Here is a 25,921-nt window from a genome sequence, read left to right as displayed (position 1 = left end):
CTAATAATCAGTGGGGGATGAACAAAAAACTGCTGATTAAAGTTTCACTTTATTACTCCTCCACAAAGCAATCCCGTTCTTACATCTGCAAGAACGGGATTGCTTTGTACTTTTATTTAATATGAGATGGACTTGTTTTTCGAATATGAAAAATAATATCAAATTGCTCAAGCAATGAAGTATCAAAATACACCGAACTGTTCGGGAGGATTTGTCCCCCTATACTTAGTAATGGTCTTTTTGCTTTAACCCATTTTTCTGCTTGTCCTTTAAGGTGACGGTTATCCAATAAAAACATTTTATATGGCACTTTTCCGAGAGTATAATTGAAACTTTTTACATCTTGTGGAATAGTGTCGGTTGTAATCTTACCTCCAGTGGAAGGATCATATTCGCTGTATAAGGTAAAATTCCCCTCCGTAGTTGTACTACCAATTGTGACATAATTATTGTCTAAACGTTCCTTCAAAAACTGCCCCGCAACATAAGGGTATAATTTCTCATCGATAATTCCTTTAGCTATATGAATATTGTGTGCCCATACCATCGTTTTACCACCAAATGTCTCTTGTGCCCACATTGCATGATCGGCCAAGTATTGTTCATGTAGTTTTATTATACTTGGATAGTCGTTAGGGAGTAGCATTGTGGTAAATTTCTCTATTGCACTTGCCGTTGCTTTCGCCCAGATGTACTCGGATGGAATTATTTCTGTGTTGGCTTGTTCATTCTCATCTTTTAGTAATCGGGCTACTCTCTCAGCGTTTGCTTTAAACTTCTCTTTCCTTTCAGGAGCAAGTTTCATATATTCCTGTATACTTCCAGTAAAAGAAGACAATTCTTTATAATTTTCTTCTACTTCTGCCAGCAAATCTGGTCGATGCAGCCTTACATAATCAATTACTTTATTAAAGCTACCTTGGTCCAATGCCTTTAAGTCGAGCCCAATAAATTGGATCTTTTTTTTATTGGATGGATCAGCATTATAATCTTTCATCCACTCAATCATGGCTATAATTTCATCAGTAGGATATAACAATTTTAAAAATTCCCTAGGGTTTCCTTTTCCTGTTTGGATATATTCATTTAGTTTTAAGCCGTTTCCCCAATCTTCTTCCATTGCAAAATTCGTAAAACCCATTTCAGTAACCAAATATTTCACAAGGCGAAACTTCATAGTAAAAATTTCAGAGCTTCCATGAGTATTCTCTCCTAATCCTACATATTGCGCGTTCCCAATCATTTTCTTAAGTGGTTTTAAATCTTCAAATGGTTTTGACGGCTCTATCGTTTTTAATGGGTTAGCCTGTGATTGTATTGATTTAACTATATTTTTTTGGACTGATTGACCTGAATTTTCGACTGCTACAGTTTGAGCGTTTCCTACTTCCGCGCATCCTGTGACTAATAAAGCTGTACTAACCATTGCAATCATTCTTTTCTTATTCATTTTTGCCCACCTCAATTGAATTATTTTTATAAACAAGATTGATTCATGTACTTGCACGAATCAATTGCCTTAATTTAATTGTTATTTATTCCATATCATATTTTCTAGTTACATATTGTCATAAGATTAATTGACACAAGTCATAGGTTAATCATTACACTTTTGTACTATCGGCTATGACAGTTTATAAATAATAATTAAATTGTTGAATCGCAAGTAAGACTAGATTATGAATTTGGGAGGGATTTTAAAGATGAATGATCTGTATGTCAAAATATTTTTATTCTAAGTTGTAGCTGTTGAAATGACAGGAAGTAAATTTGATAAACAAATGAATAAAGGGGAAGGGCGGATTACAATGTTATTACACGCAAAATCGTTCCACAATAAAGATAAAATCCATCGTGCTAAAATAGGACTTCAACTTTTTCTAAGTATCTTAACTATTACTTCTATTATCCTAAATGTACTAGTAATGATTACTAAAAGTATGCCGCTTATTGTGGTATATATGTTTACCCCGGCATTTTCTTCTATTTTGACTCGCATAATATTGAAAGAAGGGTTTAAAGATGTATCTTTTAGTCTCGGTAACTTAAAGATATGGAAGGGGATTGGTTTTGCTCTGCTAATACCTATGATTATTTGTGGAATTACTTATTCTATCGCCTGGTTGAGCGGAATTGCGAGGTTTCAGCCCCCGCAAGGTGGTATGCTAGAACCTATTTACAATATACTTGGATTTCAGTATCTACCGATACCATTAAGTTTCATTTTTATAGTAGTATTGAGCGGAGTTTTAGGTAGCTTGCTTAACTTAATTCCAGTTATGGGAGAAGAAATGGGTTGGCGAGGTTATATGCTTACAAGACTAATCGATGCAGAGTTTTCACGCCCAATCCTTATTAGCGGATTGATTTGGGCAACGTGGCATGTTCCAATTGTTATTGCTGGTCTATATGTAGAGGGAACATCGGCCCTACTTTCAGTACTTGGCATCTATTTTTGTATTGTGCCATTCAGTTATATTACAGCTTATTTACGACTTATCACAGGTAGCGTTTGGCCTTCGGTTATCATTCATACTACTTGGAATGCCATTATTCAAGGACCTTTCGCACGTGCAAGTACAGGAGATCAAACTGAGATTTGGATTGGAGAATCTGGTTTGATAACCGCTATTATTATCTTGGCTACTGCAATAATTATGGCTCGAATCGTAAATTTTACTAAATAGCATACGGATGTGTTTTAAATTCAATTAGTGTAATATGACGAGGCTGAAATAAGATGCTCCTAAAAATATTAGAAAAAATCTAGTTGAACGGACTCTTACTTAATCTTAGGCTGCTGGACATGTGGTGATATCCCATCGTCATCAAGCTAAGAAAATAAACTAGGTTGCCATAAAAAACATAATGTTTTCATTTAAAGGCTTGGAGATGAAATTTTATCATCTTCATCACGTTTGACCTTCAGGAAATAAAAAGTTAAACGATTATACAAATACTCTAACTGAAAAAACGATAGTCCTTCTATCAAAAATATAGAAGGACTATCGTTTATTTTTTTGACAAACTTAGGGGGTGATGTTCATAAAAATGGATAATATAATTCGTATTTTACGTAAAGAGAAAAAGTTTTCCAAAGAAGGTTTAGCTAATTTCCTTGGTGTAACGGTTGATTGAAATTTCACTTTATGACTTGTAAGTGACTGTTCAATGCATCGTACTATTAAAAAATCTAAATTTAATCATTAAATTGCGATAAAATGTGGTCGGAAATAATGAAATTTTAGGAAAAATAAGGTACACTAGTTTATGATTTTAGTTGAAAATCGTTTGACGTTAATGCATACGGGGGAAAGATTGATGAACAACAATACAACAAATGAATCAGTTGAAGAAATTGATCAAAAACGAGTAAGATCAAAAAAACGTTATACAAATTGGAAGTTTATCGCAGTGGGTATTGGTGTAATTGCACTTCTTATTGGGGGAATGAGTTATTATCAGGCAACTCACTTCAATTCGAATGTTACAATTAATGACACAAAAGTTGGTGGTCTGAGCGCTGATCAGGCAATACAGAAATTAAAGACATCTGGACTAGCAAACAAAGTCTATGTTGATCAACAACAAATTTTAGATGAAAAAGATACAAAAACGGAACTTACGGAAAAAGATTTGCCTCAAGTTAAGAAACTATTAAAAAAACAGTGGACATTTTTCCCTTCCTCAAAGGGAGAAAATTATTCATTGCTACCAGAGAAGGCAGATCAGTATCGTAGTGAAACGATGAAAAAGCTTGTAGAAGAAAAGCTCATCTCTATGAATGAGAAATTAAAAGCGCCTCAAGATGCTATGGCGAAGCTAGAACAAGGGAAAATTGTTATTTCGAAAAGTGTGGAAGGAAAACAGTATGATGTTACTAGTCTACTGAAAGATTATGATAAGCAAAAATATAAAAGCGAAATTCATCTGAAGTCTGCATACATAAAACCTATTAAAGAAGACGATCCGATTGTCAAAAAAGAGGAGAAAGCACTACAGAATCTTCTTGGGCAGTCTGTTGAGTATAAAGTGCAGGATGAAGTTTATCCTTTAAAAGCGAAAGATTTAATTCAAAATGCCTCTATGTCAAAGGATATGAAAGTTACAATTGATGCGAGTGACATTAAGAAGAAAATTACTGAAATTAATAATGCCAAATCAACATTAAATAAAGATTTCTCATTTAAAACTCATTCCGGTTCAGTCATATCAGTAAAAGGACAAGGCTACGGCTGGGCACTAGATGTTGAAAAAGAAACTAAACAAGTTCAACAAGCCTTTGAGAAAGGCGAAAAATCGCTTTCTGCTTCTAATATTCACGGAAATGGTTGGGAGAAGGAAGGTATCGGTTATAAAACAACATCGAATAATGGCATCGGAGACACGTATGCAGAAGTTTCAATTGCAGAGCAACAAATTTGGATTTACAAAGATGGAAAATTAGTTGTTACAACAAATGTAGTAACTGGTAAACATAGTACTGGTGAAGATACATCACCAGGTGTGTGGTACGTCCTATACAAACGAACACCATATACGCTAAGAGGTAGCGCAGTAGGGAAAGCTGATTATGCGGTTAAAGTAGATTACTGGGTTCCATTCACCAATAGCGGTCAAGGATTCCACGATGCCGGCTGGCGAAAAGACTGGGGAAATAATGCTTATTTAACAGGAGGATCAGGTGGATGTGTGAACCTTCTTCCTAATGTTGCAAAAACTGTATATGATAGTTTGAACACGTATGATCCAGTTATCGTGTACTAAAAAATAGCTACGTATCAAGAAATAAACAAAACAGGAAATCTTACCTGATGGTATATGAAAAAACACCTCTTGCATTCGCATACTAAGTGTGCAAATGTAATGGAGGTGTTTTTGTTTGAATACAAAAGTGTATTGTTAATAAGAAACAAAGTAGGAAGAGATTAAGAATAAGTATTCAAATAGTCAATAAAATTGACAATGAATATCATTTTCACTTAATATAGAATCGTTGCATTTAATTAGACATGAATTTTTTGTTAATATAATAGAGTTCTATTAAGTTGTCACATTTAAGAACTATCATTAAATCTTTTAAGAATTTAAACGTAGGAAAGGGTAATATAAAATGAACTGGAAAAAAGGCGGGTTATGGGTTATTATTTTTTTCGTTGTAAAAGGCACGATTTCTACACTTTTAATCGTTACAGGTGCTAAATATTTTGATTTATCATTTATGCAACTTATCTTATTAATTCTGACCTTATTAGTGATTTCTCTAATAAGTCGAAAATTGCTGTATAGACATAAACAAAATAAAAAGCAAAAAGAGCTAAATATATAATGAAGCCCCAGAGACCGTTGGATTTCTGGGGTTTTATTTCGATCGTTTTTTCCACATGTACATCAACTTAACGGAACAGATTGTCCAAAACGATAAAATCGATGATGTTTAAAATGCGTCAATTACTTTTATATAAGGGTTGAAGAGAGCTTTTGAATCAATCTTTATTCTGAAGCGACAGACGTGCATAAATTATGCTTGTTTTTCAATTGGTAGTTTAAATGTAAAAGTACTGCCTTCTCCTAATTTACTTTCAACCGTAATTTCTCCTCCATGTAGTTCGACAATCCATTTTACCATCGACAATCCTAAACCTGTGTTTCCGATGTTTGAAGATGTTCGTGCTGCGTCAACTCGATAGAAGCGGTCCCATATTTTAGTAATATGTTGCTCGCTGATGCCGATGCCATTATCGGAGACTTTACCTATTATGTTGGTTTCATCACGGAATAGTTGCATATGCACAGTTCCGCTCGCTTTACTATAAGCAATCGCATTCGTTAGTAAATTCATTAATAAACGCATCATCAATGTTTGATCTGCTTTAATAAATAGGTCTTCCTCTATATTAGTTGTTATTTCAACCGAAGCTTCTTGAACCATTAATGAAAGTTCTTCTACAACGATTTCCGTTAATTCACTCATATTGATACATTCAAATTGGAAAGTATTATGGTTTCCTTGGTCAGCTCTTGCTAATAATAAAAGTTGTGAGATTAGAGCTGACATTTTACGTGATTGCTTTAAAATTACTTCTAACGATTCTTCCATTTCTTTCGGATTATTTCTCTGCGATAAAGCGTATTCGCATTGTGAAATAATAACAGATGTTGGTGTTCTTAATTCATGAGATGCGTCAGATGTAAATTGTTTTTCACTTTCGAATGATGTCTCCAATCGCTCAAACATTTTGTCAAAGGTTTGTGCTAAATGATACATTTCGTCTTTCGGTGAACCTTGTAAATGAATTCTCTTCGAAAGGTCTTTACCATCACCAATTTTACTGGCTGAATCACTCATTTGTTGCACAGGTCGAAACGCCCTTTGCGTAATAAAATATCCTCCGAATGCCGCAATAAGAATAAGTAATGGGAATGAGATGATTGTTACCACGATAAGCGTATTCATCGTTGAGGATAATTGGTTCATAGTCATTATTCCACGAACCCAGACTTGCTCATCGCCGCCTGCATTATGGAGAAAATCATATACTATCCATTCTTTATTGCCGTCTTTAATGGTTTGTATTTCATCGGATTTAAGGGATATCTTTTTATTAAAGCTTGTTGGACTATGTCCTACCAACAGCTCACCTTGTTTACTATAAATGCTTATATTTACTCCATCTTCTAAGGTTTCAAAATCATCGTCAATCTTTAACTGCCCATGCTTATATTCGATATCTTCCATGCTTTCTTTTACTGTGCTCTTCAATTGATCTTTCATATTAAAAAGTAAAACTTTATCTGAAGAAGTTAAAATAAAAGCTAACACGAGTGCCATAATAATTACAATTAGCCCCGTATACCACAGGGTCACTCTCATTTTTATTGATAGTCTTTTCATGGTTCTACTCGCAATACGTAACCAGTTCCGCGCACTGTATGAATTAACTTCGTTTCAAACTGGCTATCAATTTTTTTACGAAGATAGCGGACGTAAACATCAATAATATTCGAGCCGCCTTCATAGTCGTAATTCCACACATGTTGCTCAATTTTATCTCGTGTCAGCACAACTTCTTTATTACGAATCATATATTCTAAAATAGCAAATTCTTTACTGGAAAGAGTGATAACTTGGTCTCCTCGTGTTACTTTATGCATATTGCAATCTACCACTAGGTCAGCGATTTCAAACACATTAGATGTATTTCCTGTTTTTCTTCGCATTAACACTCGAATTCTTGCTAACAGTTCGTCAAAAGCAAACGGCTTTACTAAATAATCATCCGCACCTAAGTCGAGTCCTGTTACACGATCATCAATTGTATCTTTAGCTGTAAGAAGCAAGACCGGAGTTGTATTATTGTCCGCGCGTAATCTTTGTAATACTTGTAAACCATCTATTCCTGGAATCATAATGTCAAGTACAATCAAATCGTAGGTAGCCATGTTTATATAATCCAGGGCATCTTCTCCATTCCCACATGCATCGACACTATAATGCTCTGCATTTAATCGTTTTACCAATATATTTTGTAAGTCTTGTTCATCTTCGACAATAAGAACTCGCATTAACATTCTCCTTTTCTTCTTATTAATATGTATCACTATAATTCCAAAACATTAAAGAAAGATTAGAAACTAGTTAATTATATCATTTTATCCAGCATTAACGGGCAGTAAGACTCCTCCCTCAAAATTCGGCGAATGCGAGGGGGGGGAGTCGGGCTACTTGTAAAAGCCTTCACTTTATTTTTTTGTACATTAATCTTCCTTTAATGTTTGTTGAGTAATATAAAGGCAAGGATAAGGTGCACATGTAAAGGGAGGAAAACAGAATGGGAAAATGGATGCTGATTGGAGCAATGTCTTGTGTATTGTTAACAGCTTGTTCTACTCAAGCTGATAACAATACACAAGTACAACAATTGAAAGTGGAAAATGATAAATTACAAAAAGAAGTTGCTCAACTACAACAAGAACCAAGCAAAATAGGGCCTGCTACGAATGATACGAAGCAAACACAAGATTTCAAAAACGAAGTCACATCTATTGTAGAAAAGGCAAATAACACGAAACCAGTTGGAGCAAAAGAAGAAAACCTAAATACGTACTTAGCAGTAAAAAAAGAAATTGACCAACTGGATGACAGGATAGATCTATCTGATAATCAGCTAGAAGCAGATTATCAAGCTGGAACGATAACTGTTGAACAATATCAAACGCAAGAAAGAGAACACGATATACTGGAAGATCAATTAGAACAAGCAGAAAATGCACTTGAAGCAAGATTTGGAATAGAGGATTAATCATTAAGGAGTGGATGGAAATGTTAAAACATAAAAAGAAAATAATGATAAGTGTAATTGCTATTTTAGTAAGTGGTATTGCTATTATTAGTGGATATTATGGCATGGGTTACAATTATGCAAAAAAGAATGAAAACTACACAGAGAAACAAGTTCGTGAAATTTCTTTAGCTCATACAAATGGAGAAATTATTAATGTGAAAAAAGAATTCGAATTAGAAGATGACAACTTAGCACAATCAAAATTTGAATATGAAGTGGAAATCAAGACACCTGATAATCTGTTAAATATTTTAAAAGTTAGTGCTAGGACAGGTACAATAGAAATCGATAATGAAGATTAAATAAATATCGCGTATTTGAAAAAACTCCGAACAAAATTTGTTTGGAGTTTTTTCATGTTTATACTTTACTATTTTGAAAGGGGAGTGCTACATCGCTATTAAACTAACAAAACAAAATAACACCTAATATGAAAAAATACGCTGTTCTTTCTGAAGAATCCTAGGAAAGGGTAACTTGATATATCACCGCTATAAAAGTATCGTTCCAATCCAAGTGTATATTTGTGACGAGTTGAATTCAAACTTGATACCTTAGATTCACAGATTGTTCTTTTCCTCAAATCGTGCAGATTTGATTACGTATAATTACATAAAAACTTGTCATCGTAACTTTGATATCTTGCTGTTACATTCCAAAATGCATACAACAGCGTGCCTTCAAGGTTATACTGATGCTGGAGGTGATTCAAAGTGACATAAAATCGGAAAATGAGCTTTTTAATAGTCAAGAGAGCTTTAAAGATCAAGTCTTCATTTTGAAACTAAAATCGCTTTTATATTAGGCTTCGAATTTTTATGTGGTACAGACATTAGTTGAAAGATAGGCTTTTCCTGTTCTTATTTATATCGTTAACTTGATAATTTATAAATATGAATTTAGTGGGGGGATATTATGAAAGATAGCAAACGTTTTAATTTTCACAAGCTTTGGCTAGGACAGTCTATAAGTTTGTTAGGTACCCAGCTTACAATGGTAGCTTTGCCTCTTTTTGCATTAGAGGTGCTACAAACAAGCGAGGCAAATGCTGCCATGCTTCGTGGGATTATATTTGTACCCTACCTAATTTTCGGGTTAGTAGCCGGTGCTTTGATAGACATCTTTCATAGGAAAAATGTTTTGCTAATTTGTAGTATATGTCAAGGAGTATTATTTTTATCAGTATTCATACTGACTGTAACAAATATTTTAACGTTCCCTTTATTAGTGTTTATCATGTTTTTAAATGGAATATTTACTACATTTTATAACATTGCTGTTCCTTCTTTCTTACCGGAAATAGTAACAGATAAAGACAAGTTAAAAAAAGGAAATGCTCAACTAGCACTTTCGGAGTCTCTTTCTGTAGTAATTGGTCCTATGCTAGCAGGAATCATCATTACTCTATTTGGATTAACAGGCTCTTTTACTATTGACGCAGTAACGTATTTTGTTTGTTTTGCATTTGTATTATTTATTTCCAAGTTTAAACCGCATACAGAGGGCTCTTTAAAAGACGTAAATATAAAATCCATATACCAAAACATATATGAAGGCTTGGTATATTTTAAAAAACACCCTGTATTAGAACCAATTGTAACCTGTGGCGCTGTTTACGGTTTTTTTAAATACATACTAAATAGTATTTTAGTAATATTCCTGTATAAGGTAATGGGTCTATCTGAACTTGAAATAGGGTTTGTTGTAGGCTCAGCAGCGGTGGGATTTTTAATAGGTAACACGATACTCATGAAAAAAAGTCAACAAATTAATAATACAAAAATGCTTATTTATAGCGCTACTGTATCAGTTACTGGTTTGGCCTTTATACCGATAATGGGATATATGGGAACCATTATCGGTATAGTAGCTGCAAGTATCATACATGGTATGGGAGAAGGTGTATTTGGCCCTTACGCTGCAACCATACGACAACTTGCCTCACCAAGTCACATGCTAGGCCGAGTAAATGCTGTACAACGTACGCTGAATTGGGGGGCTTGGGCATTAGGAAGTTTTGCTAGTGCATTTTTAGTTTCTATATTTGGGCTTCAAACTACGTTATTCATAGGGGGATTCGGAACAACATTGTGTTTAGTGGCGTTGTTAAGACGTGGCGTATCAAAAGGAAATGATATTGAATATACGAGTTCATTTTAGAGGAGATGATTGTGATGCATAAGGTATTAAAAGGAACTGACATAGAAAATAAAGCCCACATTTTATTTATAGGGGGATGGACAAAGCCTATACAAGATGCATTAGACAGTGGCTATATTGTTTCGTACATAGGATCGTACGCTAAACACATATATTTTGATGGGACTATCTTAGAAAAATGTTTCTATAAAAAAGAATTAGACACGACAAATATACCCTTGTCTATATACTATGCTGAAGAATTATTCAAAGAGAAACCATTTGATGTGGTTGTATCTTTCAACGAAACAGCATTAGATACGGCTTGCATAATTGCAAAGATTTTTAATGTTAAAGGGCCTTCTTACAATGCTAATATGATAACCCGCAATAAAGACATGATGCGTGAAATGCTAGCAGGTAAAGACTTTTCGATAGATTCGACAGTTTGCAATAACATTAAAGATATTAATGAATTTTTGAACAAAAAAGATAGTATTATAATAAAGCCCCCGATTGGCGCAGGTGGTAAAGGTGTATCTAAGCTAGACACGGGAGATGACGTAGAGGTATTTTTTGAAGAAAATGGTATTCAACTACCTGTTTTAGTGGAAGAGTACATTGAAGGTGATGTAGTTTATACGGTCGAAGCCGTTTCTTATAACAAAAAACATTCTATACTAGCGATATCAGCTGAAGTATTTAAAGAAGGTACGTTTATAATAAACTATACTATTATGCCAGCACCTATAGATGAATCTCAAAAACAATTAATTATGGAAAAAGTAATGCTATTTTTGGACGACATGCAAATGGAAAACGGCATTACTCATACAGAAGTAAAGATAGACAAAAAAAATAAGCCGATAATTATAGAATCTCAAGTTAGAATAGGTGGTGGTAATATCTGGAATATGGTGGAACTAACAACCGGCATATCCCAATTTGGATACTATTATGATGCGTTAGCTACTGAGACTATAGATGAATTTAGATGTGTATCTTCAAAATGTCATGCTATGTCTTTAAGCTTGATTCCAAAACCAGGTTGCTTAAAAGAAATCAAGTATAAGGAGTTAAGTAACATATCCGAGGTCTTATTAATTGATCTATTACTAAAAGAGGGAGACATCATACCACCTATTGTAGATAGCACTCAACGCAAAGGATCTATATTATTTACGACTAGTGATATGAAACGTATGTACGAAGTTGTAGAGGAAATATGTAACAATATAACGTTTGTTTATCAGGATTTAACAGAATGGAAACCTTCTTTTAAAAAATATAAGTAAACAGAAATGTGGCAAATAAATGGTCTATATAAAAAAGAGAAATTTTCGAATTCCCTGATAGCGCTAAACCTAAGCAAAATAATGAACTATCCTATGGAAGAAAGTTGAGGGAGCTAATCGCATATGTTTTATTGAAAGGATGTGATTGAATTATGGAACGGCCGAATTGGGGAATTGGAGGATTAGTATTCGTTGGCTGTATGTTTCTTGGTGGAGGAGTGGGATCTATGTTAGGTAATGCCCAAACTGGATGGCTAATAGGAATGGGCATTGGATTTCTTGGGATGGCTTTAACGAGACTGTTCAGAAAATAATGTAACTGAGATTCTTCTTCTGGTAAATAAGGAAATATGTAAGTAATTCATGGCATAAGAGTTCTATAAATTATAGTTAGAATCTTCTCTTTTGTATTTGTCTTTTCAAAATTTCTCCATACATAGATAAGATTCTCAAGTCGGAGGATAGCACCTTAGGGTGTCTTTTTTATGCTTTTTAAAAATGTCTTACCATATAATAGCTGAGTTTTGCTTTCAGTCTCCGATGCCCATTAAACATAAAATGAAAATTCCGCACCATTTAAACTCTGATAACAATTCATACGATCAAGAATAATTGAGTTAATAGCTTTCGGTAGATTGTCATCATTTTTTTATAATAGATTAGATTCATTACCGTTTCAGACCTATGTATTCATTCATAACCTAACAGTAAAAGGGGGGATGATTAAAGGTATGGCAGTTAATGAGGAATCAATTTGTCAACAGTTTGCAAGAATTATCGGTGGACAAGAAGGATTCGCCGGTGGGAAATGCGTGGCAACAATAAACAGGGATGAAATACGAGCAACAATCTTGGGGAAACGTTTTAGAGTAACCACTTCTTTTTCATTCGAATCACGAGACAATAAAACTGGACGGGCATTATGCCTAGGCCGAGTAGCACTCTTACAAAAAGAAGTCACTGAATTTGTGGCGACAATTATTAAACAAGGAATAATCGTTTCGTCTATACACAATGAGTGGTTATGTGATGATCCAAATTTGATTTACGTTAATATCGAAGACGTTGATGATCCACTAAATTTTGCAAGAAAAGTGAGAAGAGCATTGTGCAATTAACTAAGTTTTTTAGTTAAATGAGTGATTACGTTAAATAGAAGATTTCAGCGTGTTGAATGTTATATTTGTAAAATAGATTTAAGTGGATGGTTTTATAAAACGAAAGAAGGTGTTTCATATTTGGAATGCCTTTTCTTTATGTTTTCGTTGCTAATGTGGGTGGTTAACGGATTATATGCTGTTTATCTTGCAAAAGCAAGAACTGGATGAGGTATCTTTAAAGGTGTTTGACTATTTGTAGATACCATATTTTATCAAATGTTATTAGCATATCATAAAATGATAAGGGAGAAATCGTCAGAGAGATACGTCAAATTAGTCATTCCTTCTATAATCTAAGGAGGCGATTTTGTTTTTGAAAAATAATAGGTAAATCATTTGACAATTAAAATAATCTACTTTATTATATGTGCCATAGCATATATATGGTGAAACAAATACATTCATTGTGAATGATTGACTGGTATGCTATATCCTTTTATATCTTAATTTATAGAGGTGATATATGAACTTACATGATTTAATAGGCTATCTTGTTCATCGTACTGATGTGAAAATGACCAATTATTTTACGAAGAAATTAAAGCCTTATGGAGTTACGCCAGAGCAGTGGGGGATTATTAGTGTTCTTTGTAGCCAAAGGAGCACTACTCAAAAAGAGTTGGCGGAAGCTATTGATAAAGATCAAACTACTGTTGTTAGAATGATACAGTCAATGGAGAGAAAAGGGATTGTAAGGAAGGCTTTGAATGACCAAGATAGGCGTTCACATAACCTTTTTTTAACTGAAAAAGGTGACGAGTTAAAGAAAACAATCTTGCCTGTAGTGAAAGACGCTCACCATTTCGTTACGAGTAATTTGAGCGAGGAAGAAATTAAAGTATTACAATCGTTATTAAACAAATTGTATGATACACGCTATTAATATTTGTTCCTTATTGATGCTATGCTATTCATAAGGAACAAACTTTGTTTTAGGTATTATATATGCTGTAGCATATAATTTTCATTTGGAAGAATGGGAAGATAACTTTATTTTGTATGATATCTGATTCAGGGTCACTTTTTTGCTTAGTACCAGTCAAATTTTTTTGTATTATACATGCTATAGCATGTAATTTCTAGCCCTTTAATATGGAAAAGGGTAATGTAAATTGAAGCGACTTCCATACGGGTAATCTCAGGAAATAGGGTAAAGGTAGTGACTACTACCTGAATAATACTGAGTTTTTATCAAATAATAAGAAAGGTGTGATTACTATTTTAATTTTCATCAATATTGTAAAAGTAGTGTTGTTTCTGTTCTTTTTAATGACAGGAACGAAAATTATATCCGGGAAAATGGCAGATGAATTCAAACGATTTGGTTTACCTTCGTTTTTTAATTTCTTAACTGGAGCTTTTGAGATTGTAGGAGCGATTGGAATGTTGATAGGAATTTGGATTCCGGTAGTAGCTTTATGGGCAGGATTGTTATTAGGCGGTACGATGCTTGCAGCCGCATTAACTCTAATTGTATTAGCGAGAGATCCCTTTAAGAAAGCAATACCTGCACTTGTTTTGTTTGTCCTTAGTTTAGGGGTAAGTTTGTATCATATTTTTTAAACATAACTGAAAACTATTAAACTTTCACTTTATGCGTTCAAGTTACTATCGTTTTGTGATTATGTTACAAATAGGGGGATTCTCCAATTAGTGCTTGAATAATAATAGCAATACGAATTTAGACATTACGATCATTCGGATCATAATCAGTAAAAGAATGGCAAGAATTTTATATTAAAAATAGGAGTGAGTGAAAATGGCATATTTATTACAAGTTGATTTTCCGTTTGAAGGTCCTTTTGGTGAAGAAATGGAAAAAGGATTTTGGGATTTAGCAAATAGTATTAACGAAGAAGAAGGATTCCACTGGAAAATATGGACTGAGAATGAAGAAACAAAAGAAGCTGGAGGCATTTATGTATTTGAAGAAAAACAAGATGCTGAAAAATACGCGGAAATGCACAAGAACAGACTTGAAGCAGCTGGTGTTAAAGATATTAGAGTAAGAATTTTTAACATCAATGAAAAGTTAACTAAGTTGAATCGTGGTTTTATTAAATAATTCCGACAGTCGGAGCAAGCGTAAAAAGGAGGGGGATAATCCCCTTCTTTTTTTAATTCTTAAATTGATGGTGAGGGGGCTCGTATAAAAAATAAACCTAGTGCTATCATGAGACATTTTTTATTTGAACGATCTACAAGACTTCCTGACCAAATATTAGTAAACAATGTTGATAAAGCCCTAATAATATATATATAAGAGACAGCAATTGCCGATTCTGTTATGTTAAGAACGATTAGGTTTAGAGCAATAATGTAGATTTTCGTTTTACTTTTATCTCAGCAAGTATAACACCGCTTAGAATAAGTAATGCTCCGATATACCCTTTGAGTGACAATACTTCGTTCATGAACAGGTATGCAAATAGTGCAGAAAATACAGGTTCTAATGAAAAAATGAGTCCTGTATGTGTCGGTGTTGTGTATTTCTGGGCCATCGCCTGAATGATGTAGGCAAAAGCACTGCAGAATATACTTAATACCAGTACAGCGATCCAACTTTCTTTAGTGGATGGAAGTTGCGGCTCTTCGAAAATCAGGGCAGAGAGTACGCCAAACCCTCCTGCAAATCCCAACTGAAGAATTCCAAGCTGCAATGTATTGGCCACTTTAGCCGCCCTTCCGGTGACAATAATATGAAAAGCATAAAAGAGAGCAGCGAGTATACAGAGTAAATCTCCAGAATTAAGTGTTAATTGATTATTCAAAGTCAGTAAACCAATTCCAGTCATTGCTACAAGGGAACTAATGATTAGTCTGTAGCTCAGTCGATCCTTAAACAGAACGATAGATAATAAAGGGATAAAGATTACGGTCAAACTGGCTAGAAAACCAGCATTTGAAGCTGATGTCGTTTTTAAACCTAAGATGACTGAAGCAGATACAACGAAAAGTAAAAATCCTAGAATAAAGCCGTATTTTAAGGTGACAAAATGAATTGAACGAAATTGTTTAAAAAAAACAGCAGCACAAACAAAAAAAGCAATACCAAAGCGTAATGCAACAAGAGAAAATGAAGGGACAGTTTCCAATCCGATTTTCATAAAAAGGTAGGAAGTACCCCAGGTCATTGTAACAAGTAAGATCATAAGATTAGCCTTTATTGGTTTCATTTTTAGTTCTCCTTTAAAATTTTTATGTACTTAGTTTAATTGTGATTCAAGTATTAGTAAAACGAATATATGTAATGATATACTTGAACAAAATTCATACATGAGAAAGTAGGAGAATCGATGAGTCTGACTAAGTTAGAAATCTTTCTGAAGACGGTTGAAATGGGGAACTTATCAAGAGCGGCCGAAGCAATGAACGTGACTCAGTCAGGTGTCAGCCATGCGATTAGAAGTCTTGAATTGGAGTATGGTTTTCAACTGTTATCCCGGAATAAAACGGGAGTTCGATTAACGGAAAATGGTGAGCGTGTTTTAACGCATGTTCGTGAAGTAGTAAATCATAATGAGCGATTGAAGCAAACTGTTGCAGAGATTAATGGGATAGTTGCAGGAACCTTGCGCATTGGAACCTTTACAAGCGTTTCTATTCACTGGTTGCCTGCAATCATTCATCGATTTCACTTGGAATATCCTCGAATTGAAATCAAATTAATGGAAGGTGATTACGGAATGATTGAAACGTGGATTCAACAAGGGGTGATTGACTTAGGTTTTATGTCACTACCATCGGCGGGCCATCTAGAATCTATTCCACTAAGAAAAGATCGAATGCTATGTGTCCTTCCTAAAAATCACTCATTAAGTAAACAATCTATAATTCAGTACGATCAGCTCGAGAAAGAGCCTTTTATTATGCCTGCTTCTTCATGTGGTTACGATGTTAGGAAAGTATTAGAAGCTGCTAGGATTCATCTCGATATCCAATTTGAAACCGGTGATGATCATGCGATTGTCGCGATGGTGGAGAACGGGCTGGGAATCAGTGTCATGTCTGAACTCGCATTACAAGGACAATGCGAAAATGTTACGGTTGTGGAATTGGAAGACAAACCTACACGATCGCTTGGGTTGTCACTTACTTCAATTAAACACGCATTACCAGCGACAAAACGTTTTATCGAACATACCCAAAAATGGCTGGATGGCGATTGAATATATAGGCAAGCAAAAGAAAATTAACATTTTATGATATTTAGTCCATATAGGGGTACCTTTTCAAAAGAAGAAATGAACGGGGAAAGAAAAGGACCAACTCATAGAAGATATTCACAAAAGCTCTCCAATTATAAGTATGTAGTTAGTGTATTCATCTTATAACGTATAAAAAGACACTATAGAAAGTGTCTTTTTATACGTTGACATACTATGAAAGAAAATGTAGTGATTAATAATAATTTGTTGGATGCTTCCTGGTTAATCCTAGTATATTAATATAGACAACCATAAATTAAATTTTAAATATACATAGATTTTTTTATATTTATATACATCGTTCGTCAACTTCTTTTCGTTTTGATAATTTGTTATTCTGATTTGTAATAACGATAATCAACTAGTAAGTTAGAATAAAGATTTAATACTTGCTAAGATTGTAAGTACTCCTACAATAATAACAAATACATTGCTCATTTTACCTCTATATTTAGCTAATACCGGTACTTTACGGATCGCATACATTGGTAATAGACATAAGATAGCAGCAACTAATGGACCGCTTAGAGCGTCAATGAGCCCAAGAATACTTGGATTTGCATAAGCAACATACCAGCATGTTAATACGACAAAAGTAAGAATTACTGTCTTAACTGTTTTTTCTTCTATATCTTTTCCACGTGTTTTACCAAATTTGATAATCATGTCACGCATTACTTCATATGATCCTATATAATGGCCAAGGAAAGACTTTGTTATAGCCATAAAAGCAATAATAGGAGCTGCAATCGTAATTACTGGCGAATTAAGTTCATTAGCGAGATAGGATAGGATTGATAAGTTCTGCTCTTTTGCCACTTTTAAATCATCTGGAGTCAAACTCAGTGCGCTGCTCCAAACGAAGAACATAACAACAACGAACGTCATGATATAACAAACTTTTTGTATTTGCGCACATTTAGCATCAGTTGCTTCTATTCCATACGTAGATCTTTGTTTTATCACAAAAGACGAAATCATTGGAGAATGGTTGAATGAAAACACTATGATAGGTAGTATCATCCATATCGTTCCAAAATAACCTGTTCCGGTTGAAGCAGTAGAGACATCTGAAAAACTAAGCATTGATGTGTTCCATTGAGGAATTAGAGATATTGCGATAAATAGTAGAGAAGCTATGAAAGGGTATACTAGCAAGCTCATAATTTTTACAGTGATATCTTGACCAAAATTTAGTATAGCGATAAGACCCAGTACTAAGACAAGCGATAAAATGGCTCTTGAGGGCTCTTTCATATGTAATTGATTCACAATAAAACTACTTGCAGTATTTGTAAGTGCAACTGAATACATCAAGACAATTGTATAAATTGAGACGAAGTATACGATGTTAAAAATAATACTCGCCTTATTTCCGAAATACTCTCTTATTGTTCCCGTAATTCCCTCATCGGCAGAATTGGAAGCATATATCATTTTAGCAAGCGCTCTATGTGAGTAATACATAACTGGATAGGCAAGTAATGTAATGAGTAATAATGATAATAAACCACCTGAACCTGCATTAATTGGTAAAAAGAGTACTCCTGCTCCAATCGCTGTCCCAAAAAGGCTCAATGCCCACGTAGTATCTTGCTTATGCCACTTTTTAGGATCCAAATATTTATCGTTTGTAATCACAGTATTTTCAGATTGCAATTCTATTTTTTTAGCAGTATTCCCATTCATATAATAAATCCTCCTTGTATCCTATTCTTAAGTCTTAGGAATATAAGTCGTTCTGGAAAATGAATCTCCTACAAGTTCCTCAAATCGTGTGTTCTTCTCTAATTGAATCTAAAACCTAATGTTTGTTAACGCTTTCAAAATATTTTGATTGTAGATGGGTATATTTAAGTGAATAAGGATTAAAAAATTGTAAGTATGTCCAGAATTCCCCCTAAAACTATTGCTTTTAATTCGTGAGACATCTGTCTTCCATCCCTTTATATCGTTTCAATAACCTCGTCAACATTGTAGACATTGCTAAGGCATAGCTAATGCGATGTCTTTTGCTACTAAAGAATTTTTAATGAATTTTCTTTTTGATTACACACCTTTCTGTGAGTGATTTTTTCATCTTGTCCAATTTTAGAAAGTTGATATTTTCTAAGGTGCTAATAGGTTATCCCTAGACGTCCCTATTATAGCTTGTATATTTATAAGTTGAATATTTTTGTATTTTAAGAAAAAATGAACAAACAGAATTTTGAATAGGTAATAAATTCAACATTACATGTAGTATTTGTGTCTAATGTTTGAAACTGTATTAGTTAGAGGGAAATCAGCAGTAATACAGGGGTTCTTACATTTTCACATTGTTTATATTGGTAATCTCTTGTTAAGATACCTATATTTCTCTTTTTTGAAATATCTTATTTTTAGCGTGAAAGCTGTTGTAATAAATAATACATATAGATGATAAGAACTTATGTTAGGACATGTATAGGTGAGATGTTGAATATTAAATAGTTAATTTGTATTTAAATTCATTTTTCAGAATAAATAAACTTTTATGTGAAGTCAAATTCCTATCAAATTAATACAGCTAAATGTTATTAAAATAAAAAATAATCAATTATAAAAGTAATTTTGAACGTAAGGAATTTGTAAGGAAGAGGTAAGAAAAAAGAGATTTTCATTGTGTAAGATGAAAATGTAAAGAAGAGTGAGAGGAGAAAAAATACTATATATTTCTATAAAAAAACAAATCAATTAATAAGACTTGTTTGGAGGAAAAGAGACATTACAAAAGTTAACATACATCTCAAAAAAAGGATAGACTATTTTTTAGGTCAGAAAGCCGTGTGATTCGTTCCAAACAGCAAATAACCATTTATACAATATGAATAGGGGAGAGGATTATTTTGATGAAAAAGCATCGTCAAATTACATGTACAGGTTTAGCCCTTTTAATAACTGGAGGTTCCCTGCTTTATACAACTCCAACCTCAAGTGTAAAAGCGGAGTCCATTCAAAATGTATCTAGTTCGTTACAAACAAGCACCCAAAGAGATCATAATTCCGTCAAAGAGGCAATGCGGGATACATTGAAACTAGGATATCCAGGGATACTTGCTAAAACTTCTGAGAGTGGAAAAACATGGAGTTATGCGGCTGGTGTAGCTGATCTGAGTACTAAGAAACCAATGAAAACAGATTTTCGTTTTCGAATTGGCAGCGTGACAAAGACGTTCACTGCAACAGTTATACTTCAATTAGCAGGAGAAAACCGCTTAAATCTAGACGATTCTATTGAAAAATGGATACCTGGTGTCATTCAAGGAAATGGATATGATGATAAACAGATTACTATCCGCCAATTATTGAACCACACAAGTGGTATCGCTAATTACACAAGGTCAAAGGATTTTAATATGATGGATACAAAAAAATCTTATACTGCTGAAGGATTAGTAAAGATGGGAATATCCATGCCTCCAGATTTTGCTCCAGGAAAGAGCTGGTCGTATTCAAATACAGGATATGTATTACTAGGAATTCTTATTGAAAAAGTAACTGGGAACAGCTATGCGGAAGAGATTGAAAATCGAATTATTGAACCACTTGAATTAGCGAATACATTCTTACCTGGAAATTCAAGCGTCATTCCAGGAACCAAGCATGCCCGTGGATATATCCAATTAGACGGAGCAAGTGAGCCGAAAGATGTTACTTATTATAACCCAAGTATGGGGAGCTCGGCCGGAGATATGATTTCTACAGCTGATGATTTAAACAAATTCTTTTCTTATTTACTTGGGGGCAAATTATTGAAAGAACAGCAACTAAAGCAAATGCTTACAACAGTCCCTACAGGAGTAGATGAGCTTGGTGATTCCGGGCTTGGAATTTTCAAAATGAAGCTTTCAAACGGTGAATCGATATGGGGGCATGGAGGAACCATTCCTGGTTTTTTAACTTTTGCTGGGGGCACACTTGGAGGCAAGCATACATTGGCCGTCAATTTAAACAGTATTAAAGCTGATAGTCCTGATCCTTTTAAAAATATTTTACTTGCTGAATTTAGCAAGTAGGTCAAAGAGGAGAACGGATAAATTTTATCATATTTTCATAGTGGAACAAACAAATGATGAAAACGGTCACTTATTTAAGGAGGTAATTCCGTGATGAAAAATAAGCTAACTGGTGTGTTAGCCACTGCATTAGCGGTAACTATGATTCTACCAACAGGAGTGAAAGCATTTTCTGAAAGTGAGACTACAGTTGTAACTGGTGAAGAAGTAGCTAGTCAGGAACTGAAGAAGATTTCAGCAGAGAAGGCGGAGCTACTTACAAAGTCTTATGAAGCGAATAGCGTGCAGTATGCGCTAATTGATAATGGAAAACTTATTTTGTCGGGTCAGGCTGGCAAGAATGATTTGGAAGGGGAAAAGCCGCTAACCAAAGATACTCAATATGGGATTGGTTCAGTCAGTAAAATGTATGCAACAGCGGCTGTAATGAAATTGGTCGATGAAGGAAAAGTCGATTTGGATGCTCCTGTTGTCCGCTATGTTCCTGATTTTAAGATGAAGGACGGTCGATACAAACGTATTACACCGCGTATGTTATTGAATCACTCCTCTGGATTGCAAGGTTCTACGTTAGGTAATGCATTTTTATTTAACGATAATGATACCTATGCCCATGATACCTTGTTACAGCAATTGTCAAATCAAAACTTGAAGGCGGACCCTGGTGCTTTCTCGGTATACTGTAACGATGGCTTTACGCTGGCCGAAATTTTGGTGGAAAGAGTTAGTGGTATGAGTTTTACTGAATTTCTACATCAAAACTTTACAGGACCTTTAAAGATGAATCATACGAAAACGCCGCAGGACAAATGGAGGGATGAAAATCGGGCTGGACTATATTTCCCGGCGTACCAAGGACAACTTCCAATTGAATCGGTGAATGTTATTGGTACGGGAGGCATATCTTCTACGGCAGAAGATATGGTGCGATTCTCACAACTATTTATGGGACAGGGAAAAGGAATCCTCTCTGATAAGGTAGTCAAGGCGATGGAGCAAGAGGAATATAAGAAAGGAATGTGGCCGGGGGCTGGCGAGAATATTTTTAACTATGGTCTTGGCTGGGATAGTGTGAAACTATACCCATTCAGTGAATATGGGATCAAAGCTTTGGCTAAGGGCGGCGATACGGCATTGCAACATGCTATATTAGTCGTGCTTCCGGAACAGAAAATAGCAGCGGCTGTATTGACATCTGGTGGACGGAGCTCTACAAATCAGCTAATGGCAACTGAATTGCTGCTCGCTACGCTTAAAGAAAAAGGTACGATTAAGGAAATCAAGCCGAACAAATCCTTTGGTAAGCCGGTCAAAGTCAAAATGCCTCAAGGCGTAGCAAAGAAAGCTGGATTTTATGGTAATAGCGAAACTCATTTCAAGATTGAAATTACGAAGAACGGTGAGCTATTCTTACCATCTAATCCAGAAGAAAAATATGTATATACTGCTGATGGAAGCTTTATTAATGAGGGGGGTACTTCCAAGTTCAACTTCGTAACCGAGAAGAATGGAAGAACTTATTTGAAGGAGAGCGCATATAAATCTCATCCAGGTTTAGGGCAAAGTGTGATGACCCACTATTTAGCTGAGAAACTAGAAGATAACGTGCTTTCGAAGAAAACCGCTGCTGCATGGGCAAAGAGGGAAGGTGTCAAGTTTTATCGTGTAAACGAGAAATTTAGTTCTATTCAATATCTTGTTCAGTCGAAACATCTTAGTACTCAAATTACTCGCAAGGAAGGCCCAGCAGGCTATTGGGATGGCAGAAAAATTACAGGTCCGAACACCGCGGTGCATCAGATCCAAGTACCCGTGATGAATGGTCGTGATACGACGGAAACGCATTTCTATACAGAAGGCGGCAATGAATATATGGAGATGGCTGGATTGTTATACGTAAGTGAATCTAATGTAAAACCAATTGATGTAGACCGATCATCTAAAGTTACGTTGGATGCAAATGGGTATGCGAAATGGTTTACAATTCCACAAGCGGCAACAGACAAAAGGATGACCGTGACGCTGCCATCAAATGGTTCATTTGCGGTGTATGATGAGAAGGGAGTTTGCGTCAACTTCACCATTGTGAGTGGCAATAACAAGGTGGAACTTCCGAAGAACGGAACAATCGTATTCGCTGGGGCACCGAAATCGGAATTTGCAATCTCGGTGAACTAGCTATAATTTAAGATGATCTTAAACAAAACCAGTACGGTACAGAAAAGATGTATTACTGGTTTTGTTTGTATTTATGCATTCTCAATGAAAAAACTTGAATAATATCACGCTCAAGCACTATAAAAACATCAAAACTAGAAAATTAGTATCTCTAGAAGATGTACAGTTCTATGGAGTTGAATAATTTTAACAGCGTAGAGAGATTAAATTTCTACTCTTTTTCTTCAATTAATAGAAATGTATGTACATACAAATTGTATTTTTATTCCATAACTTTTAAAATTTTGTTCACGATAGTTTGATATTGTAAAAAAAGAAAATATGTGGAACGACATCACTTTGTTTTTATACAGCTTTGTAATTAAACTATAGTATTGTATTTTTTCTTCAATATTGAAATTAGTAATAATAAAATGTATTATTGAAAAGCACAATTTATAATTCAAGTAATCAAGACTATGCGCTCATAATAATTTGAATATTCATAAATTATAATATTGTCTAAAAACGAGGTGATATTCATAGAAACAGTACATATTAAGTGGTATGGCATGTATAGTATAAATGACTTTTATAATAGGGAAGAAGCTTCTAAGAAGGGGATATTTGCAATCTCTAGAGTATATGCTAAGAATGTAACATTGCTCTATATAGGACAAACCAAAAGAAGCTTTATACAAAAGATAAGAGAACTTAATAAAGAGTGGACTTTTGATGAGAGCGAATTAAAGATTACATTAGGAATAATAGAATTTCCTAGTGGTGAAATTTACTCTGAAAAGAAGGTAAAAGAGATAAAATCTCTTTTGATTTTACGACATACCCCATTAGAAAACGAAACATCTTTATTATACTATAGAGGGAAATTTAACTTGAAAATTATAAATAAGGGAAGAAGAGGCTTAATTGTTAAAAAGCTTTCTACAGGAAATCTAATGTGGACGTAATTGGAATCACCTTTGAATAAAATTGAAGGTTTCTTAAGTGCAGAAGCTTATCAATTTTTAATGTATTAAACTATTTTGAATAACATATGTCAGATACTTGAAAAAACACAAATTATATTATGATATGAAATCCTGTATGGAAAGTGTAGTTTATTTCTATTGTTTAATAAAAATATTAAGAATTTTAGGGATAATACATAAAGAGTAGAGGAGAAAGTAAACACGGAGGTTTGAAGAATGGGACAAGTAAGCAGATTTCAAGAAAAACAACAGAATCGTCGTCAAAAGGCAATTTTTAATATTGCATTTACTTTGGTATTAGTGACAGTTGGTATAGTGACATACCAATTGTTTACCCCTTCTAATACATCAACGAAAGCAATTGCTCAAGAAAAGAAAGTAACAAAGATAGAAGAGAAGAAAACTGAAGATAAAGAAACAGCAAAGATAGAAGAGAAGAAAACCGAAGATAAAGAAACAGCAAAGATAGAAGAGAAGAAAACCGAAGATAAAGAAACAGCAAAGATAGAAGAGAAGAAAACTGAAGATAAAGAAATAGCCAAGATAGAAGAAAAGAAAACTGAAGATAAAGAAGCAGCACAGTTAGAAGGGAAACAAAAAGTAGAAAAATCGGTAAAAACGAACGGAAATGAAAATAAAGAGGAAGAAAAAACGGTATCTCAAGAAAAGGATCCTCAAACTAATCCTTCATGGAAGCCAATTGGTACAGAGCAAGGAGCGAAACCTGATATGAAATTTAAAGAAGGAACAGTAGATTGGAGTGAGATGAAAAAAGCAATCTCTTATGCTGTTGATGTTCCAGAGAGCCAATTGATTTTCGATTTTATTGGAAATAATGGTAATAATAAAGCCTACGGTAATGTACGAGATAAACAAAGTAATAAAAAATATAAGGTTAATATTGATTGGGTAGAGAATCAGGGGTGGAAACCAGTATCTGTACAAGTGGTAAAATAAATAGTAGAAATGTAATTATATGTTTAAAAGTTTACTCTTGTAAAACTCATAAAAGAGTTTGTTTCAATCAGGACCCTTTTGCTATGTTGACAGCATTAATTACTCAGGCTCAATTGTGAGATCCTGATGCAGACAAAGTTCGAAGTTTATTAAAATCTATCTAATTTAGTGCTTCGAAAGGTTCAAAATTGCATTTTTAAAGCATTAAATAATTAATGGTACCTTTTGAAATATTTTTGGTCTCATTTCATTAGAAACAATTCCGTCTATATAACTAAAAAATGTATTATGATATCTATTGAACATATGAATAGGATAACAATTACCTGCTGTTAGCAAGTTGCAGTATATCTAATGAAAAGATCACTTGTTTCTAAGACAAGTGATCTTTTTATATACATTTCCTTTGCTATTTTTGAAATTGAATAGATATTTCAATCTGTGTAATTACAATAGACTTGAATAAAATTAAAACTGCAACAAGGATAATACCGTCCATATTTGTAGTAAGAAATATATATATAATATCTTAATGCAAGGTTGGCCTATACTCTATGAAGATATTAAAAGATTATAGGAAACATTGAGAAACGGGAATTATTTTTATTACAATATTTATGCATATTTAGGTCTA

At 34.2% G+C, this 25,921-nt stretch carries 22 protein-coding genes and 1 pseudogene; 17 read left to right on the top strand and 6 right to left on the bottom strand.

The window, feature by feature from the left end; translation table 11 throughout:
* Window positions 1-112: 112 nt before the first annotated feature.
* Window positions 113-1,450, bottom strand: coding sequence for an erythromycin esterase family protein (locus tag DN401_RS14065; protein ID WP_001036230.1), 1,338 nt, complete (start codon window positions 1,448-1,450; stop codon window positions 113-115).
* A 358-nt stretch (window positions 1,451-1,808) separates the two neighbouring features.
* On the opposite strand from DN401_RS14065, the gene DN401_RS14060 reads away from it, so the two are divergent.
* The 3 genes from DN401_RS14060 (at window position 1,809) to DN401_RS14045 (ending at window position 5,329) form a co-directional block, all read left to right on the top strand.
* Window positions 1,809-2,687 carry a CPBP family intramembrane glutamic endopeptidase gene (locus tag DN401_RS14060; protein WP_000924258.1) on the top strand — a complete coding sequence of 293 codons (879 nt, stop codon included), beginning with the start codon at window positions 1,809-1,811 and terminating at the stop codon, window positions 2,685-2,687.
* 634 nt (window positions 2,688-3,321) lie between these two features.
* Window positions 3,322-4,767 carry a L,D-transpeptidase family protein gene (locus tag DN401_RS14050; RefSeq protein ID WP_001064067.1) on the top strand — a complete coding sequence of 482 codons (1,446 nt, stop codon included), beginning with the start codon at window positions 3,322-3,324 and terminating at the stop codon, window positions 4,765-4,767.
* A gap of 346 nt (window positions 4,768-5,113) precedes the next feature.
* A complete protein-coding gene (locus tag DN401_RS14045; protein ID WP_001104104.1) occupies window positions 5,114-5,329 on the top strand; it encodes a hypothetical protein in 216 nt (71 codons plus the stop codon).
* A 192-nt stretch (window positions 5,330-5,521) separates the two neighbouring features.
* Here DN401_RS14045 and DN401_RS14040 read toward each other — a convergent pair whose 3' ends face one another.
* Together DN401_RS14040 and DN401_RS14035 are read right to left on the bottom strand one after the other, a co-directional pair.
* The gene (locus DN401_RS14040; RefSeq protein WP_041183991.1) at window positions 5,522-6,895 is read right to left on the bottom strand and encodes a sensor histidine kinase; all 1,374 of its coding nucleotides are present in this window, start codon (window positions 6,893-6,895) and stop codon (window positions 5,522-5,524) included.
* A complete protein-coding gene (locus tag DN401_RS14035) occupies window positions 6,892-7,566 on the bottom strand; it encodes a response regulator transcription factor (protein ID WP_001264525.1) in 675 nt (224 codons plus the stop codon). The genes DN401_RS14040 and DN401_RS14035 overlap by 4 nt, the downstream gene beginning before the upstream one ends.
* Window positions 7,567-7,832: 266 nt before the next feature.
* Between DN401_RS14035 and DN401_RS14030 the strand changes: the two genes are divergently transcribed.
* The 9 genes from DN401_RS14030 (at window position 7,833) to DN401_RS13990 (ending at window position 15,004) form a co-directional block, all read left to right on the top strand.
* Complete coding sequence (locus DN401_RS14030) at window positions 7,833-8,303, top strand: hypothetical protein (RefSeq protein WP_086385023.1); 471 nt, start codon at window positions 7,833-7,835, stop codon at window positions 8,301-8,303.
* 20 nt (window positions 8,304-8,323) lie between these two features.
* Window positions 8,324-8,647, top strand: coding sequence for a PepSY domain-containing protein (locus DN401_RS14025; RefSeq protein WP_000912138.1), 324 nt, complete (start codon window positions 8,324-8,326; stop codon window positions 8,645-8,647).
* A 613-nt stretch (window positions 8,648-9,260) separates the two neighbouring features.
* Window positions 9,261-10,505: an MFS transporter gene (locus tag DN401_RS14020; protein WP_000655287.1), complete on the top strand. Its 1,245-nt coding sequence runs from the start codon at window positions 9,261-9,263 to the stop codon at window positions 10,503-10,505.
* Window positions 10,506-10,510: 5 nt separating this feature from the next.
* Window positions 10,511-11,779 (top strand): ATP-grasp domain-containing protein, encoded by a 1,269-nt coding sequence (locus tag DN401_RS14015; protein WP_082185436.1) that lies wholly within the window; start codon window positions 10,511-10,513, stop codon window positions 11,777-11,779.
* Between the two features lie 152 nt (window positions 11,780-11,931).
* Window positions 11,932-12,093, top strand: a complete 162-nt coding sequence (locus DN401_RS29830; protein WP_000441009.1) for a hypothetical protein — start codon at window positions 11,932-11,934, stop codon at window positions 12,091-12,093.
* A 417-nt stretch (window positions 12,094-12,510) separates the two neighbouring features.
* Entirely contained in the window at window positions 12,511-12,897 is a 387-nt protein-coding gene (locus DN401_RS14010; protein ID WP_002204749.1) for a DUF1259 domain-containing protein, read from the top strand.
* A gap of 505 nt (window positions 12,898-13,402) precedes the next feature.
* Window positions 13,403-13,822, top strand: a complete 420-nt coding sequence (locus DN401_RS14000; RefSeq protein WP_001048567.1) for a MarR family winged helix-turn-helix transcriptional regulator — start codon at window positions 13,403-13,405, stop codon at window positions 13,820-13,822.
* Window positions 13,823-14,151: 329 nt separating this feature from the next.
* Complete coding sequence (locus tag DN401_RS13995; protein WP_033690982.1) at window positions 14,152-14,502, top strand: DoxX family protein; 351 nt, start codon at window positions 14,152-14,154, stop codon at window positions 14,500-14,502.
* Between the two features lie 196 nt (window positions 14,503-14,698).
* Window positions 14,699-15,004: a monooxygenase gene (locus DN401_RS13990; RefSeq protein WP_000323764.1), complete on the top strand. Its 306-nt coding sequence runs from the start codon at window positions 14,699-14,701 to the stop codon at window positions 15,002-15,004.
* 89 nt (window positions 15,005-15,093) lie between these two features.
* Here DN401_RS13990 and DN401_RS30175 read toward each other — a convergent pair.
* Window positions 15,094-15,264 (bottom strand): annotated as a pseudogene (locus tag DN401_RS30175) (MFS transporter); the annotation flags it as partial.
* On the bottom strand, window positions 15,246-16,115 hold the full coding sequence (locus tag DN401_RS13980) for a DMT family transporter (RefSeq protein ID WP_000802592.1): 870 nt from the start codon (window positions 16,113-16,115) through the stop codon (window positions 15,246-15,248). The pseudogene DN401_RS30175 and the gene DN401_RS13980, both read right to left, overlap by 19 nt.
* 120 nt (window positions 16,116-16,235) lie before the next feature.
* Between DN401_RS13980 and DN401_RS13975 the strand changes: the two genes are divergently transcribed.
* Complete coding sequence (locus DN401_RS13975) at window positions 16,236-17,108, top strand: LysR family transcriptional regulator (protein ID WP_000059810.1); 873 nt, start codon at window positions 16,236-16,238, stop codon at window positions 17,106-17,108.
* A 408-nt stretch (window positions 17,109-17,516) separates the two neighbouring features.
* On the opposite strand, the gene DN401_RS13970 is transcribed toward DN401_RS13975, so the two are convergent.
* The gene (locus DN401_RS13970) at window positions 17,517-18,836 is read right to left on the bottom strand and encodes an aromatic amino acid transport family protein (RefSeq protein WP_149287764.1); all 1,320 of its coding nucleotides are present in this window, start codon (window positions 18,834-18,836) and stop codon (window positions 17,517-17,519) included.
* Between the two features lie 1,181 nt (window positions 18,837-20,017).
* Between DN401_RS13970 and DN401_RS13965 the strand changes: the two genes are divergently transcribed.
* The 4 genes from DN401_RS13965 (at window position 20,018) to DN401_RS13950 (ending at window position 25,287) form a co-directional block, all read left to right on the top strand.
* A complete protein-coding gene (locus tag DN401_RS13965; RefSeq protein ID WP_033692716.1) occupies window positions 20,018-21,184 on the top strand; it encodes a serine hydrolase domain-containing protein in 1,167 nt (388 codons plus the stop codon).
* Window positions 21,185-21,277: 93 nt separating this feature from the next.
* Window positions 21,278-23,362, top strand: a complete 2,085-nt coding sequence (locus DN401_RS13960; protein ID WP_149287763.1) for a serine hydrolase domain-containing protein — start codon at window positions 21,278-21,280, stop codon at window positions 23,360-23,362.
* A 512-nt stretch (window positions 23,363-23,874) separates the two neighbouring features.
* On the top strand, window positions 23,875-24,309 hold the full coding sequence (locus DN401_RS13955; RefSeq protein ID WP_140421575.1) for a sodium:proton symporter: 435 nt from the start codon (window positions 23,875-23,877) through the stop codon (window positions 24,307-24,309).
* Window positions 24,310-24,546: 237 nt separating this feature from the next.
* Window positions 24,547-25,287, top strand: coding sequence for a YrrS family protein (locus tag DN401_RS13950; protein ID WP_149287762.1), 741 nt, complete (start codon window positions 24,547-24,549; stop codon window positions 25,285-25,287).
* Window positions 25,288-25,921 lie beyond the last annotated feature (634 nt).

Source organism: Bacillus sp. BF2-3, from assembly GCF_008368795.1.
GTDB classification, from domain to species: domain Bacteria; phylum Bacillota; class Bacilli; order Bacillales; family Bacillaceae_G; genus Bacillus_A; species Bacillus_A cereus.
The sequence above is the reverse complement of the archived record's forward strand: the minus strand, read 5'-3'. Positions and strand labels throughout refer to the sequence as shown.